15 protein-coding genes are annotated in these 18,787 nt (G+C 39.6%); all 15 read right to left on the bottom strand.

Annotated elements, in window-relative coordinates:
* Window positions 1-289: 289 nt before the first annotated feature.
* A complete protein-coding gene (locus ACTNE6_RS03340) occupies window positions 290-1,555 on the bottom strand; it encodes a glycosyltransferase family 4 protein (RefSeq protein ID WP_442498588.1) in 1,266 nt (421 codons plus the stop codon).
* Window positions 1,556-2,413, bottom strand: a complete 858-nt coding sequence (locus tag ACTNE6_RS03335; RefSeq protein WP_442498587.1) for a dTDP-4-dehydrorhamnose reductase family protein — start codon at window positions 2,411-2,413, stop codon at window positions 1,556-1,558. It lies immediately after the preceding gene.
* Between the two features lies 1 nt (window position 2,414).
* A complete protein-coding gene (gene wecB / locus ACTNE6_RS03330; RefSeq protein WP_442498586.1) occupies window positions 2,415-3,542 on the bottom strand; it encodes a non-hydrolyzing UDP-N-acetylglucosamine 2-epimerase in 1,128 nt (375 codons plus the stop codon).
* Window positions 3,543-3,544: 2 nt separating this feature from the next.
* On the bottom strand, window positions 3,545-4,564 hold the full coding sequence (locus ACTNE6_RS03325) for a polysaccharide biosynthesis protein (RefSeq protein WP_434482685.1): 1,020 nt from the start codon (window positions 4,562-4,564) through the stop codon (window positions 3,545-3,547).
* A 387-nt stretch (window positions 4,565-4,951) separates the two neighbouring features.
* Complete coding sequence (locus ACTNE6_RS03320) at window positions 4,952-5,389, bottom strand: helix-turn-helix domain-containing protein (RefSeq protein WP_194969806.1); 438 nt, start codon at window positions 5,387-5,389, stop codon at window positions 4,952-4,954.
* Window positions 5,390-6,213: 824 nt separating this feature from the next.
* Window positions 6,214-7,305, bottom strand: coding sequence for an acyltransferase family protein (locus tag ACTNE6_RS03315; RefSeq protein ID WP_442498585.1), 1,092 nt, complete (start codon window positions 7,303-7,305; stop codon window positions 6,214-6,216).
* 493 nt (window positions 7,306-7,798) lie between these two features.
* Complete coding sequence (locus tag ACTNE6_RS03310; RefSeq protein ID WP_442498584.1) at window positions 7,799-8,965, bottom strand: glycosyltransferase family 4 protein; 1,167 nt, start codon at window positions 8,963-8,965, stop codon at window positions 7,799-7,801.
* Window positions 8,934-9,998 (bottom strand): glycosyltransferase family 4 protein, encoded by a 1,065-nt coding sequence (locus ACTNE6_RS03305; RefSeq protein WP_442498583.1) that lies wholly within the window; start codon window positions 9,996-9,998, stop codon window positions 8,934-8,936. The genes ACTNE6_RS03310 and ACTNE6_RS03305 overlap by 32 nt, the downstream gene beginning before the upstream one ends.
* Complete coding sequence (wzy, locus tag ACTNE6_RS03300) at window positions 9,991-11,385, bottom strand: O-antigen polysaccharide polymerase Wzy (protein ID WP_442498582.1); 1,395 nt, start codon at window positions 11,383-11,385, stop codon at window positions 9,991-9,993. The genes ACTNE6_RS03305 and wzy overlap by 8 nt, the downstream gene beginning before the upstream one ends.
* 513 nt (window positions 11,386-11,898) lie before the next feature.
* On the bottom strand, window positions 11,899-12,417 hold the full coding sequence (locus ACTNE6_RS03295; RefSeq protein WP_442498581.1) for an acyltransferase: 519 nt from the start codon (window positions 12,415-12,417) through the stop codon (window positions 11,899-11,901).
* A 38-nt stretch (window positions 12,418-12,455) separates the two neighbouring features.
* The gene (locus tag ACTNE6_RS03290; protein ID WP_442498580.1) at window positions 12,456-13,742 is read right to left on the bottom strand and encodes a hypothetical protein; all 1,287 of its coding nucleotides are present in this window, start codon (window positions 13,740-13,742) and stop codon (window positions 12,456-12,458) included.
* 491 nt (window positions 13,743-14,233) lie between these two features.
* Window positions 14,234-15,250, bottom strand: a complete 1,017-nt coding sequence (locus ACTNE6_RS03285) for an NAD-dependent epimerase (RefSeq protein WP_442498579.1) — start codon at window positions 15,248-15,250, stop codon at window positions 14,234-14,236.
* Between the two features lie 3 nt (window positions 15,251-15,253).
* Window positions 15,254-16,531: a Vi polysaccharide biosynthesis UDP-N-acetylglucosamine C-6 dehydrogenase TviB gene (gene tviB / locus ACTNE6_RS03280; RefSeq protein ID WP_442498578.1), complete on the bottom strand. Its 1,278-nt coding sequence runs from the start codon at window positions 16,529-16,531 to the stop codon at window positions 15,254-15,256.
* A 178-nt stretch (window positions 16,532-16,709) separates the two neighbouring features.
* Complete coding sequence (locus ACTNE6_RS03275) at window positions 16,710-17,975, bottom strand: outer membrane beta-barrel protein (RefSeq protein WP_442498577.1); 1,266 nt, start codon at window positions 17,973-17,975, stop codon at window positions 16,710-16,712.
* Between the two features lie 173 nt (window positions 17,976-18,148).
* On the bottom strand, window positions 18,149-18,535 hold the full coding sequence (locus ACTNE6_RS03270) for a hypothetical protein (RefSeq protein ID WP_442498576.1): 387 nt from the start codon (window positions 18,533-18,535) through the stop codon (window positions 18,149-18,151).
* Window positions 18,536-18,787: the final 252 nt, after the last annotated feature.

Below are 18,787 nucleotides of genomic sequence, written 5' to 3'. Positions count from 1 at the left end.
GATATACCAAATACTGCCCAATATTCGAACAAATAATCAGATAGCATTTATGTGTAATCCTTTAAGTCAAAAAGTACGATGAGTATATGAACACCAATATCTACATAAAAAGTCAGCCGGATCACCGATTGAGAATGGTTTCGCTTTTATCTTTTAAGGCAAGCCCTCTTCTTTGCATTTATCGAATTCAACTTAAATTTTTTGAGATTGAATGCCGTAGCGCTCTTCCCTGACTGTTGCGGTTTATTTGCAATGACATGAACTCAGGCAACTCATCCATTCTTAGCAATTAGTTAGAACGCAGCGCAATGGGCTCGAGTTTTTCTGATTCCGCTTCCCTATCGTTTATAGCGCTAATACCATGGCCGACAGCAAAGGCTATGATTTTGTCGACTGCAGATGCAACGGAGAATTGCTCATTCAGTAGCTTGTTCGCATTTTCTCCCATTTGAGTCCTCAATGTTTCATCATGCAGCAGCTCCAAGGCATTTTTTAACAGCCCTTCGTCATCGCCATTGCTAGTAATCAGCCCGGCACCCGCATCTTCTACAACAGGCTTTAGATCATTGTCCGAATTGATGCTCCCCAGTATGGGCATACGCTGAACCATATAGCCCAATAACTTGCCGGGAAAATTATGGGTCGTATGGTCGCGATGAAGCGTAAACAGCCCGATATCAAACTCGGCCAGCATTTTTTTGAATTCACCTTGAGAAACAGCGGGCAAGAGAGAGATATTTTTCAATCCTTCTGTTTCAATGCTGTTGCGAACAAGCCCAACCTCATCGCCCTCACCGACCAAAACAAAATGTGCCTTATTTTCTGCCTGCATATTTTTAGCCAAACGCACAATATTCATCATGTCCTGCGCATGACCAATATTGCCGCCATAAAAATAAACAACTTTATCTTTAAGCCCCAACGTCTCTCGATAATGGCCGCCATGTAAAGGAACGGGATCATTTGCTGCCCAGTTATAAAGCACATCCAAAGGCTTGCCGGTTCTCGCCGTCTTAGCAAACCATTCCCTGTTTTTAGGCGATTGAATTGCTATTGTGTCTGCTGCCTGGTAACTGAGCCATTCGAAAAGTCTGAAATATTTTGTGATTGGCGAGCGAGCCTTCAAAATACCGTTGTCAATGACCCACTGCGGGAAAAAATCCCGTAAAATGAGATAGCTTGGCGCTCCCCAAAGCTTTTTGAGCTTTCTGACCAATCCGCCCCAAAAAATCGACGGCGAATAATAAATAATCAGATCATGCTTGTTGTTTTTAAAATACTTTTTATGGTCCTTCCAGGCATTGTATGAAAGCAGCGTCTCATTAATGGCCCTTTTGACTTTTGAAACGTTTTTGATTTTGCCGGAACGAAAACGGCAGACTGTAACGCCATCCAAGGTCGCAATTTTGGGCCGGTTGGCAGTTCTGTGATCAGGGGTGATAACAGTGACCTGATTTCCGCGCGCTACAAACTCAACGGCCAGTTCATGCATCATCTTGGCTCCGACCTTGATGCTGGCCGGCAGATAATCATCAATAATTAACAGTACTTTCATTTATTTCAGCCGATAATGAGAGTAATAGTCAGCATGCGTATCCATCCACTCGCGAGCTTCAATCAGCATGGCTTCATAGTCCGGTTTTGGATAATTAAAGTCAGCTCTCGTGCTCACTAAGCTTTTATCAACCGCATAGTTTTCATAAGGCAATATGGAAACATCCTTTTCCCATACCTTGGCGATAAGTTTTAGCAGCTCGTATTTCGATATTTTTTCGCAGGGGCATAATTGGTAAAGCCCTGTAATGCCCTGTTTGATCATTTCATGGGCGGCTTTTGCCAGTTCCAATGTGGTCACGCCTGACCAGTAGGCTTTGGAATAGCCTTTGATCTCGCCACGCTGTTTAAAGAACCAATCCAGCAAGCCTGTGCCATTAAGTTTCAGCTCAGGGCCGATGATTGAAGTGCGGATGGTCAGATCACGATCGTTAATGACCTCACCCAGTGCTTTTGTTCTGGCATAGTTATCGTTGCCGTCCCTGAAGGCATCTTCATGGTACTGTCCGTCCTTGCCCGAGAACACGCAATCCGTGCTGATATGGACCAGCTTGAAGCCAAGCTGTTTACCCAGACGGGAAAGAAAATGCGGCAGATAACTGTTGATTTGTATAGCGGTGCACATATCATCGGCAGACTTGCCGACCAGTACACCGATGCAGTTGATCACCAAATCTGGATTAACTTCTTTGAGATAGCCTTGCAAGCCTGAAAAATCAAGCACATCCAGTTTTTTATCGACATAGCGGCCATCCTCGCGCGCTATGCCGAATACATGATAATCGCCAGTAGCATGCAGGTATTCAGTCATAATATGGCCTGCCATGCCGACACTGCCTAATACCACCACTTTTTTCATATCAATACCGCTTCCACACTGTTCTGTTAATGTAATCCATATAACTGACAATGATTCTGACGACCTTCTGGGACACATTGTCTACGTCATAATCTCTTACCAGATGAATGCCATTCGGATTTTCGCGCCACTGATCGGTGACGATATCAATCGCATTGATGATGTCTTCGGATCTAAGCCCCGACATGATCAATGTGCCTTCATCCATGCCTTCAGGCCGTTCATGGGCCTGGCGGACAGTAATGGCGGGAAATCCCAGTATGGAGGATTCCTCGGTAATAGTGCCGCTGTCGGAAATAGCGCAAAAAGCGTGCTTTTGCAGGCAGATGTAATCGAAGAAGCCGAGCGGCTTCATAAACTCGATCAGAGCGTTGAATTGTTTGCCCCGGAAGGATTCCAGTTTTTTTCGGGTGCGGGGATGCGTTGATACAATGATTCTTTTGCCGTATTTCTCGGCAATTGCGTTTAGCGAAGTCAGAAGATCATTAAAGTTTTCTTCTGAGTCGACATTTTCTTCCCTGTGAGCACTGACAACAAAGAAATCCCGTGACGCTAATCCAAGCCGTTCCAATACGTTCGATTTATCAATATCAGCCTGATAATGATTCAGTACTTCCAGCATTGAGGAGCCGGTTTTGATAATTGTTTCCGGATTAACCCCCTCGGACACCAGATAGCGTCTAGCATGTTCGGTCAGCGTCATATTGATGTCGCTGAGATGATCGACTATTTTCCGGTTAATTTCCTCAGGCACGCGCTGGTCGAAACAACGGTTGCCTGCTTCCATGTGAAAAACAGGTATCTTTCTGCGCTTGGCAGAAATTACGGACAGGCAACTATTAGTGTCGCCGTAAACCAAAAGTGCGTCAGGACGCACTTCAGCTAAAAGCTGGTCGGATTTTATGATGACATTACCGATGGTTTCAGCGGCATTATTGCCGGCCGCGTTCAAAAAATAATCGGGCTTTCTGATCCCCAATTCATTGAAGAAGACTTCATTGAGCTCAAAATCATAATTCTGGCCGGTATGAACCAATACATGTTCCGTATATTTTTCAAGTTGGGCAATCACGCGGCTCAGCTTGATAATCTCCGGGCGCGTGCCCACGATGGTCATAATTTTTTTCATGGCTATCTATAATCTGACTTGAGTTCGTCTTTGATATAGTCAAGCTTCATTAACAACTCGATCATACCTTCTACATCCAAACGTTCGGTATTCTCAGAGGTATAATCCTGTCCTTGAGATAAGACCTGCTCGCCTTCTTCAAAATACTTGGCATAGTTAAGATCCCTGGTATCCGCGGGAATTCTGAAATACCCGCCCAAGTCTTCGGCGTTCAGATACTCTTCCCTGCATAGCAATGCTTCATGCTTTTTCTCGCCGTGCCGCGTACCCAAAATACGAATTTCATTTTTTGCATTGAATATTTTCTTTAACGCTTTGGCTAACGTCAAAACTGTTGCCGCCGGTGCCTTTTGAACAAACGTATCCCCTTGCACGCCATGCTCAAAGGCAAATAAAACCAAGTTGACTGCATCAGGTAATGACATCATAAAACGTGTCATATCAGGGTCAGTAATGGTCAAAGGCATGCCCGATTTGATCTGCTCGATAAACAAAGGGATCACGGAACCGCGTGACGCCATGACATTGCCATAACGGGTGTTGCATATGACTGGTCCGTCATCAGGTACGCTACGGGATGTTGCAACAGACACCTTCTCCATCAAGGCTTTGCTCATCCCCATCGCGTTAATCGGATAAACGGCTTTATCGGTACTTAATACAATGGCATTTTTCACCTGATTTTTAATAGCGGCTTTCAAGGTATTTTCCGTGCCCAAGATATTCGTCTTAACAGCTTCGATGGGATAAAACTCGCAAGAAGGGACTTGTTTTAAAGCCGCCGCGCTAAAAACATAATCAACACCACGCATCGCCGCATCAATGCTATCGAATGAGCGGACATCGCCAATGTGGAACTTTATCTTGTCATTGTTATACTGAAGTCGCATGTCGTGCTGCTTTTTTTCATCACGGCTAAATATGCGAATTTCCTGAATGTCGGTATCGAGAAACCTATCCAGCACAGCGTTACCGAAAGAGCCAGTGCCACCCGTAATCAATAGCGTTTTATTAGCAAACATTATTTACCCGATATAATTATCGTTAAGAAAAAATCTACAGTTTTTAAGTGGTAATCTAGCGCAGCCAGATTGTGAAACTCGCTTGCAAGCTATCAGCCGTATTAATCAACCAGCCAGCAAAAAGCAGCGCATACTGTGAATGCTAAATTAGCCCTAATTTCATCAATGAATTTTTCTGCTCATCCGATGGCGGTTGACCAGATATTATTCAAAACAACTTTAACGGCTAAAAGGAGTCGATTTTAGTCATTACTTCCTCCCGCTTTATCACCCTGCAGAACGATCCGGCAGATATGAAAAAACCGGCCTCGTGAATATAGTCCAACTAGAATGCTCTATTCAGAGCCAGCTTGACCCAAACAGGAATCTCTATTTGGGCCAGCATCATCACGCTTTTTTTAAACTGTACCGCGTACGCCTCCAGACAAAACCCAGACGCTTCAGTTCTGTTCGCAAGGTAGTATTGCCGATCTGAACGCCGTATGTATTTTCCAATCTGCTCAATAATGCTCGAGCTGTTAACGGTTCTGCTTCAATCCAGCTTCGAAGCTGATCACGATGCTCATCCCTAAGCTTGTTTGGTGCACCGCTGCGAGGTTTATCCGGCAAACTCGCAAAGCCAGCCTTCAACCATTTCCTTCGTCGTTCGCGAATCGCTTCCCTGGTCAGCCCCTGCTTTTCGGCAGTTTCCTTGACTGTGTATCCTTCTGCTAGCATCAGGATCGTCTCCGCCCGCTCTCTCTCCCGCCAATCGCTGCCTTTTTTAATAAGATGCTGAAGCAGTTCCCGATCAGTTTCGAGCAATTCTATTGGTTTAACCCCCATTTTATATTTGATCCTTTATATCTAGAAAACGGGAACTTTAATATATATTAATTCTTTTAAAAATTAATATATATTAAAAGTTATTTTAATATATATTTACGCCTATAAAAACTATAATTTATAAAGTTTGTGACAACAATCACTTTTATTATTTACACCTATAAAACTAGCATCATTAATATAACAACCCTCCAAACCCATTGACAACCCTATATTAAAACTTATAACTATAACCATATTTTTTATACTATATTTCTTATAAAAAATAAGGTTAAAATACATACAAATTTATTGTTAATAAGCTCATATGCGATTTAGTTTGTTGACAGAGAGTTTATTATATTTTTACGTTATAAATCTGATAATTTATAAACTTTGTGATGAAAATCACCTTTATTTTGCAGCATGGTTATAATGCTTGCGAGTTTTCAGCCCTAGCAGAATATAGACAGGTATTTTTGGATTAAACTAATTTTTTATATGAATGATTTGATCGGAATATACGTTAATTTATTTTTTAATACTTGTTTACTTTAAGTAATTAATTTTTTTAATATTCATGATTTACAACTCACAAGTCCAAAATGGCATACAACCCAGAATTGTATGCTATCGGCTTGACTAAAGGATTGCGATTAAACATCCCTGCCGCTTAATTTAGACTCCAAACCCGAATTAACGGAAAAAGTCAGGCAACCAATACCGGAACCCAAGCGTCCTGCTTCTGCATTAATACCGAGCAAATACACAACTGCACACATAATGGCTCTATGCAACTTTGCTATACTTCCATTCCAATATACGCTGAAAACAAATACCGAGATCTATCGCTTCTGTAAACCACGCACGCCCTGCACTGCATTGATTGTCAAACAATGTATAGAATTGAGAGAGTTGTTAATAGCATTCTTAAGTGGCAATGAAAACTTCTTCTCAATAAAAATATGCACAGCATAAGCTGCTACGAGTGCACCCACTATAGTGCCCCAAAGAAGTAGATGTGGATTGATTGCAGGATAGCCAATGTTGAAAATCATATACCCGATATTCTGGTGAATAAGATAAAGCGGATAGGTAAGCGAACCAGCCATCAACCAGTTGTAGCGACCCATAAAACCTGTGCGTTTTAAAGAAACCAGAAGCATCACAAAAAAGAACATAGTAATAATTCCGGCAACTATGTTGCCACTCATTGCTGTATCGTAATGCTTCTCAAAAGTTGGCAGGCGGTTGATTGTCTGAAATACTGCAAGCCCCCACGACAAAATAATCATACCAACTCTTGTTAGAGAAACACCTTGGGACCAGATTAAAAAATAGGTTGCACCGGCAATAAAATAAGCCGAGAACTCAACTATCAGAAGCGATCGTAATGCGCTTATAGGCTTGACTTCGAGGGCCACCGAAAGGACTAGCCATAAAACTAGGAATAGCTGTGCCTGGTGAATTCTGCCAATTGCCAAGATAACGGCAACCAAGGCATAAAACTTCATTTCTACCAGTAAGGTTCCATAAACGCCATCAATAGAAGGCACACCGACAAAACCGTTCAGCATGGTCATATTAATAAGATATTGGCTTATCGATGCCGAAAAGCGAGATCCGCCAATGACCATAATCATTGCGAATGTAATAGTGCAACAAACCCAAAAAGCAGGATAGAGCCGAACGACCCTTGAAACAAAAAAGCGCCTCAAACTGCCACTGGCAGCAGTCATCAGTATGACAAATCCACTGATAATGAAGAATAGCTCGACGCCAAGATAACCATACTTAGAAAAAGGGGCCAACAATGGGTACGGCATGACCGACATCGTATCTGCAGCGTAACCTCTAAACGAGTAGTGAAAAAACACGACTGATAATGCCGCAAAGAATCTCAATAAATCGATCTCATTGACTCTGGTGTTTGTCATATACAATTACCGCCTGACTATAATTAAATGCTTCAAAAGGACACATTGCATTACATCTGCTTGAGCTTATTTAAAACATGAGATCACGTTTATTAAGTGAAAACGAGATGCTTCAGATATAACCCAATCCATTGATCAAAACTAACTCTGCCCATTCACAATGATTGGTATCCATTTTTATAGGATACGAAGCAATCCTTGATCAGTTACAAGTAATTTTTTCACTTAAACGTCTTATTCTTACGCCCTATTACATACTAATAATGAGAATTTGGCATATAAAAATTAACCAAATATATAAAATATACTTTTTAGTAAATTTATTATAAGCCTGATTTATTATAAGGTTTGTGACGAAAATCACCTTTATTTGCGGTATAGCTTACGACTGTGGATTTTAAGTATTAGCAAAATATTGATAGGTATATTTTAATCCTTTCATACAACTGACCGAATTGCCTACACTCTTAATATTAACATCCAATCATATGATTTAATTAATATTAACAAGAAAATCTATTGTTTTTTGTGCAGTATTGGTCCAGTCAAATTTTAAAGCCTGCTTATAAGCCTTATCACCCATCTCATTCATCACCGAAGAATGCATTTCCATATTCATGACTTTTTCGTATAAATCATCTGGCGCATAAGGATCAAAATAGACTGCCGCATCTCCACCAAACTCAGGCATTGGATCTATATTTGAACAAAGTACCAGTTTCCCTGCCGCGAGTTTTTCAAGCAGGATATTCGGACAACATTCGCAGGACGAAGCAAACAATAAGGCCCTAGCAGACTTATAAAGACTTGGTAATTTTTCATAATCGACTTTTCCCAAATAAATCACCTTATCCTGAAGCCCCAACTGATCAATCAATGCCATGACTTCTTCACCATACTGATTGTATTTCGGCCCAACCAAAACCAGTGGATATGCAAAATTACTATCCAGCAACTTTCTCCAGGCTTTTACAATTTCTTTTTGCGCCTTATAAACATCTAGTATCGAGACATACAGATAAAACTGATTTACCTTAAGAGTGTCCGGCAGATCATAAGAATCTTCTGCATTCAAAAACTGACTGTTAAGCCCATGAGGAATAACGACACCTTTACTCTTTATATTCGGCATGTATTGCTTAACAACCGCCATTGAATACTCGGATATAAACACGACCTTATCTGATTTTTGATAGGACTTCAAAAACACAAATCGCAACAGCCACAGCTTGAATCGAATAATTGAAATAAACGGAAAACGCTTCCGCTCCCTATCATCAAACGGCAGCATGTTTCTTAAGGCAGTAGCGCTGAGACATCCTTTGGGAGGAGTGGTAATCATGACACCGCCAGGCGCATAATAGATTGCCGCTTGCCATTCTTTTAACTTGTGAGGCAGAGCGATCCTTTCCCACAAAGTCCGGTGCAGAATGCTTTTTGATGCCCATATCGCTTCAAAGATCTCTACACGATCCGAGCCGTATTGTGAAAACAACTGCTTGTTTTTACTGTTTACCAAAAGCAAAACCTTAAAATCTCCTTTTGGCAAAGAATTCAGTAAATTAATCAGATAAGTCTGACCGCCGCCCCGAAGAGCGCTTAATGCATTAATTACAATAGTTTTCATTTTATTGCCCCATGCAGAACGCCAGATAGTCATCAGATATCTTTTCTACACCAAAGTCATTAACTATCTTGGCCGCTTCTTTGGATAGCCGCGTTCTGATTGCAGCGTTATTGATTAAGGTTTCTAATCGGCTCGCAAAAACCTCAACATCCCGCACAGGCACCAAGTAGCCATTTTTACCATCAATGATGATATCTCTTGGTCCAGCATCACAATCAAAACTGACACAGGGAAGCCCGGCAGCCATTGCCTCTACAAGAGCGTTGGGAAAACCTTCGGAAATGGATGGAAAAGCAAATACAGATGCTTTCGTTAGCCAGTGGTCTATTTCATTAACGACACCAGGCATTATTACTCGGTCACTTAAACCTAACTTTTCTGCCTGTTCTTTTAACTGATCATATAATGGCCCATCACCTAATATAGCTATTTTCCATTCTGTATCTTTTATTTTTGTGAGTGCCTCTAAAAGATATTTTTGGCCTTTTTCTTCAACCAAACGGCCTACATTCAATATAATTTTATCTTTCTCAATATTTTCACAAACAGAAACAGCCTTTAAGGGGTTTGGAATAACCACTATATTTCTATTGCCTGTATTTTCCTCAAGAACTGATTTAGCCAAGCTGGTTTGAGCGACAATTCCATGAGCAAATCTGTATGTGATTTTTCTTAGAAATGAGATAAGAAATGGCAACTGTTTTTTAGGGTTGCTTCGGTCTGATACAAATACTTTCAAATTCAGATTTGAAGCAGCGAGAATAGTCAATATATTGTACTTACTCATAAAGCTAAGTACAAAATCAGGATTTTGCTCTTTTAATATTTTTCTTAATTTAAAGAAAACTTTCAATTCATTAAAAATCTTATTCAATAGCTGCGAGTGACTAAATCCTAAATTATGAATAATTACATTGTCATTAATATAATAAAAGCTCTTGGATTTAGCTAATAGCACAAGATGTATTTCATGCTGTTGAGCACTCCAAGCATTTGCCAACTCTGACATGACACGCTCAGCTCCCCCTTGATGCATTGTAGGAATAACCAGAACCACTTTAGACACTCATTCTTCTCCGTTTGACAAAAAAATAAGATAATCCAAGACCCCAAACCATGTATCTGAAAGGCTCAAATAGACTGCCACGTCCTAAATAAAATGCCAGACTACCTAATAAAGCTGCTATTACTGTCCAATAATAGTTTTGCTGCAGCTTAAGCTCATTTTCTACTTTCTTGAAAAACATTCCCAAAAGAAATAAAAAAAACAATACGCCGACCAAACCAAAGTTAATGAATGTGTCAGCAATTAGAGAAGTGCCTTCGCCTGAGGTAGGATTTAGCCCAAACTTTAGATAAGTGATATATCCAGAAGAACTCATTTCATACGCGACATCTTCTGAGATTTGTAAATAAATATTTTGCGCAAAAGGGATAATACTCAATGTTTTATCAAGCCACAGCTTGCCATAGAAATAATCATGATATTCCGGCACAGCAGCTAATGTGGCATATAATGTTCTAATACTATTAGCCAATTCTAAGGTAATGTCATATCCTGATGTCATTTCAAAGCTATCTAATCCTGAAGATAATATATTACCGCCATCTAATGAACTTCTTCCCAATCCTATTAATGTTAGTATAATTGCGCCTATAATAGTCATTAAAATTAGCTCAATAAGTGTTATATCTCTAATTATGCTGCCAAACAAAATAAGGAAAGCAAAAACAACTTGAATACCAGAACCTCTATCACCAATAGATAAAAACAATAAAATATAGCTTAAAGTCATAAATAAATATTTTTTATCTAATTTCAATAACCAAAATATACTATTATGATTAAAGTTATTTTTATTATTTAATACAATAACAGCAGTTATAACCAATATCGCAATTGCAAGGAGTAATTGAAAATATGCCGCAATACCCTCACCGGCAGCCGATCCTCCTGAGCCTTTATACACACCACCCGTTAAATAGTCAGTTCCTGCTGTAGATAAAAATAAACCACTCAATACGATAATTAATCCAAATAACTTTTTATAGTCAAAAGAGTATTTCACTATATTTGGTACAGTTTTTATTGCCAGAAGAGAATGCCCAAAAAACCAAGAAACAATACCTACAACCGCGAGCCAGGTTCCGTAATTTACATAGAAGGAACTCATAGAAACCTTTGCAAACTTCTCTGGGTAGATTCCACTGATAGCAAACATAATTGGCCATTGAAAATGAACTATTCCATATCCAAGAAGAAACATAACATCCAAACGAAACCAGTTTTTGTTATCTCTTTTGCTTAATAAGTGAATAAAAGTCGCAGTAAAAAAGAAAGAAATATAAATTACTAGAAGTTCTGGATCAGTTACACTTTCAAACTCAGGCCTTACAAAAAATAGCGCAAACAATAAAAGAATAAAAGTTAATCTAATGTGTATTACATTCATTTTTATCAAGCTATAAATTTCTAACAGAAAATTAGCATCAATCCTGAGTCAATTTAACTAGTGAGTTTCAGCCATCTGTTCAATTGATTGGAAATAAATATTCTGAACGATAGCCATAATTATTTAGCATTAATTTTTTCAAACGAACTGGACCGTCGAATTACTAAATCGATTACCATGATTAATCCTGGCATACTGCTAGAGCTTTCATCAGCAATAAACCTGAGACAGCATTATGTCAAGATTGCATTTTTTCAACGCTGTGTACGTGCATAAGGTCTTTTTCAATCTTAACAAGACGATTCATCATCTGAGGAACGCTTTCAGCCCGTCCATACAGGCTAGCCTGATTCCCTGACTTTTAAATATGAGCCACACCATAATTTAATTCATAGATTCAGTTAGACTAGTTTTCAAACGCACTAACTGCAATTGTGAAACTTGCTTTTTTATACATCTTTATAATTTGAAAAATCTTTTCCTGAGCTTGATCTTGTGTTGGTTACAGAAGGCTTAAGGATTAGATTCGAGGAAAAACCCTCTTAGAATTTCTTCTTTTTTAACTGGCTCGATTGAAAATGTATTTAAGAAAAAACGACTATTTTTCTCTTTATAACTATCAATTGAACAAATATATTTAGCCGGGACTCCAGCATAAACACTATTTGACATTAATTCGCCTTTAACGACACTACCGGCGCCGACAATAACATTGTCCCCTATCTTAGTGCCTAATAATATAGTTACATTAAAGCCAATAAATACATTATTTCCAATAATAATCCTTTTAATTAAATCAGTTTTTTTAAGGTCTTTGTATAAATTTCTTAAAACACCCACACCACCATCATGATTGATGAAATAAACATTTGAAGATGTTTGAACATTATCTCCAACTTCTATCAGATAAGGCTCTGTGCCAAAGTATTTTGTCCGGAATTTGCAATTAGAGCCGAATTTCACCCCAATAAATTTGGCATAACTATTCGGACTAAGAAATTTATAAGCCAATAACTTCAATATTTTATTCATTATGTTTTTATATTTAATTATTTACAGCAGTAAGTATTTTACGAAGTAAACTTATCTAAACAAATATTTAACGCTTCCTTTCTTTTTAAAAAAAGCCTGTTTTTAATTGCATATAAAACCAAACTTATAAACTGTGCCAAAGAAAATAACAATAACATATCAATATAGTTTAATTTGTATACCCTAAAGATCAGATAAGATAAACAAATTAAACTAAAGAATATAAAATTTACAAACAAGTTGTAATTAAATAACTTAAATATAGATATGGCTCTGGAATAAGGATTGTTTATCGCTACCACGAAATAGAACACAGCCATATAGCTAAAAATATGCTGTATCTCTTTAATTTCTTCTAAAGAAAATTTGCCTTTAAAAAACAAGCCTAGAACATAAGGTAAAACAAAATATAATACTGTGAACCCTATCACGAGCAAGATCATTGTTTGAACTAAAACACCTCTCCTTAATCCTTTAACTTCATAAAATTTTTTATTTGCGACAACTTCATTGAGTTTAGCCACGTATATATTCACTATTGGGGCATTTGTTATCTGAAACAAAGCCACCGAAAATTTATTGGCATAATTAAATAACGAATAGATTCCATTGCCAAAGCTAGTGAAAACAGAAATCAAAATAATATCCTTGACTCCATATAACAACAAGCCAATATTCATTTTTATTGAATTTCTATAGATACCAGGCATTTCCTTTTGAGAAAGAGATAATTTATATTTATAATTTAATTTAAAAAACACAAGATAGAGTTGCCACATGACAGCCAATATAGCGGCAATGATAGTAGAGTACGCTATAATTATTATATTACCTTTTGAAAAGAACAATAAAACTATTAAATTAACGCTTGTTATAAAAATATCAACTAAGTAAAAAACAGCAAAGTGCTTCTCAAGATTTAATAAAGATTTATTAAACAAAATAACACTTTGAAGAACCAAATAGTAAATAAATATATCTAAAAACTCTTTTTTTTCTGGCGAAATCACACGAAATTTATTAGTAATCAAAAAATACAGCAGGATCTCTATAAAAGATATGATAATCACATTATTGAGCAATACCGAATATAATTTGGAAGCCAGATGTAAATTTTCTACCTTTAATTTTGAATAATAAGGGCTCATAGCCCCCCATACACATTGAGCCAGAATACCCAGATAACCCACTATTGCGATAGATACAAAGTAAACATCGGTATCAGAACCCGCGCCGAATTTGCGTCCCAAAAAAATAATAAAAACAAATGAAATAGCTATATTTATAAGTGACAATAAATTATATTGTAAACTTTTACTAAACATTACATTGCCAATTTGAAATTAAAAATTGCAGGTTTTATATATTATTTTTGCGCTTTATGCATGCTTACTGGGCATAAATCAAAAATAACTATTTGCATTGATATTCCATGAGATTGGATAGTCTTTCATCGTCCTTAATTGATTTTGATAATAATTTGATCAAAAAATTGTTTTTAAACTCTCGCCGCTAAACGGATATCACACCCTTTTGAATTTATATTGTCATGCGCCAGTTAGTGGAAATACAGATCTGCTATTGACTGACCTGTTGCTTTTTCAGGGGCATTTTTATACTTTCTCTTGAACAAAGATCAGAGGTAATGACACATCTCAGCAGCTCTAACGCACTGACTAAGGATATCGATTCCTCTTGATCTTTTTCATGTTGTAATCACATTACTTGAAACAAGCATTTTTCAGTATGCTCATTGCCAATAATGCCTGGGTATCCGCCCTTGCCGCAGCTTGCAAGAACTTCCAAAAAATAATGATTAATTGGCAGTTATGTTGTTGTACATCAGGTACCAGTCCACAAATTTTCCAATGCCTTTCTCAATGGGCGTATTCGGTTTATACCCCACATCTTCTACCAAGGCTTCCACATCGGCATAGGTATCCGGCACATCCCCGGGCTGCAATGGCAACAGCTGTTTTTCTGCTGTTTTGCCTAAGGCTTTTTCCAGGGTTTCTATGTAAGCCGATAACTCGACCGGGTTCTGGTTGCCGATATTGTAGACCCGCCACGGCGCTTTGCTGGAGCCCGGATCAGGCCGTTTGCCGGTCCAGTCCGGGTTGGGCTGGGCGGGATGGTCCAGGGTTCTGATGATGCCCTCGACGATGTCGTCAATATAGGTGAAATCCCGCCGATGCTTGCCGTAGTTGAACACCTGGATCGGCTCGCCGGCCAGAATGGCTTTGGTAAACAAAAACAGCGCCATGTCCGGCCTGCCCCACGGACCATAAACGGTAAAGAACCTTAATCCGGTAGTCGGCAGTTGATATAAGTTGCTGTAGGTATGCGCCATCAGTTCATTGGCTTTTTTAGAGGCCGCATACAGGCTGAGCGGATGATCGACATTGTCGTGCACGGAGAACGGCATGGTTTCATTGGCGCCATAAACCGAACTGCTGGAGGCATAAACCAGGTGCTCTATTTTGTGATGCCGGCAGCCTTCCAGGATATTGATAAAGCCAACGATATTGCTGTCGATATACGCATGCGGGTTCTCTATGGAATAGCGAACCCCGGCCTGTGCCGCCAGATTGACCACCCTTTGCGGCTGATGCTGTCTAAAAAGCCGCTCCATCGCTTCCCGGTCGGCGATATCGGCGCGTACGTCGGTGTAATGCTTATGATCGAGAATACGGGCCAGGCGGGCTTTTTTCAGGTTGACATCGTAGTAATCATTGAGATTATCCACGCCGATGACTTCATCGCCCCGTTCCAGTAATTTGATGGCTACGTGATTGCCGATAAAGCCCGCTGTGCCGGTGACTAATACTTTCATCGGTTAGAGCCTGTCATCAGTTTGGTTAGCTGGGAAAAGATATTTAAGATCATATATCACAGAATCCGGCTTGGTGTAACTTTTGATCTGCTCAATGGGCATTTGCCTGAATTGCTCATGTGCAACAGCCAGAATAACTGCGTCATATTTTTGGGCTTCAGGTTTTTCAATCACGGCGATGCCGTATTCATGCATGGCTTCTTCCGGGCTGACCCAAGGATCGTAGACATGGGTATTGACTTCATACTCCTGCAGTTCCTTGATGATATCCACCACTCGGGTATTGCGTAGATCGGGACAGTTTTCCTTAAACGTCAGCCCCATGATCAAAACTTCAGCCTGCTGAATATGGATGCGTTTTTTCAACAGGTTTTTGATGAGCTGTGATACCACATATTCGCCCATACGGTCATTGATGCGCCGTCCTGACAAGATAACTTCAGGATTATAGCCGACGGCCTGAGCTTTGTGAGTGAGGTAGTAAGGATCCACGCCAATGCAGTGCCCGCCTACCAATCCGGGCCTGAACGGCAGGAAATTCCACTTGGTTCCGGCAGCCAGCAAAACTTCTTCAGTATCAATATCCAGACGGTTGAACAGGAGGGCCAGTTCATTGATCAAGGCGATATTGACATCGCGCTGAGTGTTTTCGATGACCTTGGCCGCTTCGGCCACTTTAATGCTGCTGGCTTTATGCGTCCCGGCGGTAATGATGCTTTTATAGAGACAGTCCACATAGTTCGCGATTTGCTCGGTAGACCCTGAAGTCACTTTGAGGATATTGGTGACGCGGTGTTCTTTATCGCCCGGATTGATACGCTCCGGGCTGTAACCGGCATAAAATTGCTCGTTGAATTTCAGGCCTGAATGCTGCTCTAGAAGCGGCACACACACTTCTTCGGTAGCGCCGGGATAAACGGTTGATTCATAAACAACCACGTCACCGGGCTTAAGAATTGATCCAACAGCTTCACTGGCTTTAATCAACGGCGTCAAATCCGGCTGTTTGTGCTCATTGATGGGCGTAGGCACAGTAATAATGTAAACATTGCAGTTTTTAATGTCTTTTAATGAGGCGGTATAGCTTAAAAGCTCTGCCTGGCTGAGTTCTTCACTGCTGACTTCCAGCGTTAAATCCTGACCTGACTGCAATTCCTGTATGCGCTTTTGGTTTATATCAAATCCGATGGTCGGATACTTTTTGCCGAATTCTACAGCAAGCGGCAGTCCTACATAGCCTAATCCAACTATTGCTATTTTTGTTTGTTCTAGTGTTTTCAAAATATATCTCCTAAATATCATGAATAATGAATAAGCTAACCATCTGGCCTGGTTAAACAACACAAGCCGCCTTCCCAAACATTCCAATATGCCCTAGAAAGCTGATATTTTCTGTATCCGAAGGACCATTCTCGATTAAAAGCTACTGTTTTCTTCAGCCTTTTGATTTCAAACTGACTTACAACTGCGCGCCCAATGAAAAATATACGCTGTTAATATCGTAGTCAGCATTGCTCACGTTGACTGTTGATCTGGTTCTAAAGTTGTAGCCGCTTGTAAGGAAGAAATTGCGGTTGAGCAGATATTTTGCCGATACCCCGACATAGTAAGTATCTTCCTGGCGCTCTTGCCCGCCCTTGTAATCATTATAGATGTAACCGGCACTGGCATTTAGCAATACGTTGCGCAATAATTCATGATCGATACTTACCGTTGATGCAGTACTGAAAAAGCCGGATGAGAGCCCTTGAGTCGTCTCGTTAATGGTTCTATCAATCCGGGCTGAGATCGTGGTCAGCCCCGTCGGCATCCATTTCAGGCCAAAACCGCCTGTTATGTCACTGATTGTTTGTAATTGGGCATCATCATATTTTTGGGTTGCATACCCAATATAAGCATCGCCCACTAATTTTCCGGTAAGATCCAGGGCGATACCGACAACCGCTTCGTAGCCATCTGACGAACGCTGAAGGCCATAATCATCAAATTTTTGATCGTAATCAATAAAGTTATAACTGCCTCTGACAAACGCTTCGTAGCCCGGCATAATCTCGTAGCCAATACGCCCGGTCGACGTATTTTTCTGACGATCACGGTCATCATTATTAATAAAAGTGCTGTTGCGGCTTATGCTATTTTCGTAATCCAGATGTTGAGTATCATTTAGAACATTCAATCGAATGCGATTGATCTTATGCTCATAACCGATCGCCCCCCCAGTTGTATCGTACTGAACTGGTTCTAAAGCACTACTGGGCGAGTCGGGTGAACCTCTGTCTTCGTATTGATGGGCATGATAGAACTTTGCCGTAGCAAAGCTATCTTGCAGCACATCCAGCCTGCCATTCAAATCGAAAGTATAATTTTCTTTATCCTCGGTATTGTGCGAGGCATAAAGCTGCACATCCGTGCTGACATTGGCTTCTAATGCATGGCGATTCCAATTGCTTCTTGCATTGACGCCTGGCTGCAAGTGAAAAATAAAATCATCTCGCGTGTTATTTTGCTGAGAATAAATATTGTCCTTGTATTCATTCTGGTTTTCAAAAAAGGGATGAATCATGAAACTGCCGGCTCTGATTCCTACCGGACTATAATCTCTATTTGTCCGTTCCTTGACACCCACTCCTCTTTGCACGTCCGCGCCCCATACAGCTGTCGAGCAAATTAAAGCCAACGGCGAAATAACATGCTTAATAATTCTTATTTTTTGATTACTGATCATGCAAAAATCTAACAACAACACTAAGGCGCTTTCTGTGCCTTTGTAAAAAGGGCTTTAGTCACGGCAATCGCGACTAAAGCCCCATCAAAAGATACTCATCATTTTTAAGCCAAAAGACTCTTAATGATGCAATTATCTTTTTAATCACCTAATAAAAACGCCAACTGCTCAGATCAGCTAGGTGATACTGGGTTTTGACCGCCTTTGCTAAGCGCAATTTCAAGCCCGTTTAAAGCATTTGAACCTTCTAATCGAGTGATAAGACCTTTAAGTACAGCGTCCCGAACACTAGCTTTTAATTCCTTAACAGCCTGTGCAGTTTCGCTAGCTGGAACTTCGCCATAGTTATCGATAATGTCCTCAATGGCTTCCTCAATGGCTTCCGATGCTTCTTCCGATGCTTCTTCTGCTACCTCTTCCGCATCATCATCTTTAACATTATCCTGCTCTTTCTCATGGTCTTTTTTCACATGCTCTTTAGCATCATCTTTGCCTTTATCATCCGCATAACCTAAAGGAGCAAATGCAGCCAAAGCCAGCACCAATAATAATTTTTTCATTTAAATATACCTATATTCAGTAAAATCAATAAACAAAATAGCCTAGATAATATGAAATATAGAAAACCACCAATAACATTTAAGATATACTTTATATTAATAAAAATATTATTAATGATAATTTATTCACAATTTCATATATCTAATATGGCAAGTTAATATTAACTTGTTTTTCTGATGTAACCAGCCTTAATAAAATCATAATCATACTAAAAATACATACCTGATTTTACTAGAGACTTAAAACCTGCG

This window comes from Methylobacter sp. sgz302048 (genome assembly GCF_052162025.1).
Taxonomy (GTDB): Bacteria; Pseudomonadota; Gammaproteobacteria; order Methylococcales; family Methylomonadaceae; genus Methylobacter.
This window is presented reverse-complemented; position numbering and strand designations above follow the sequence as displayed.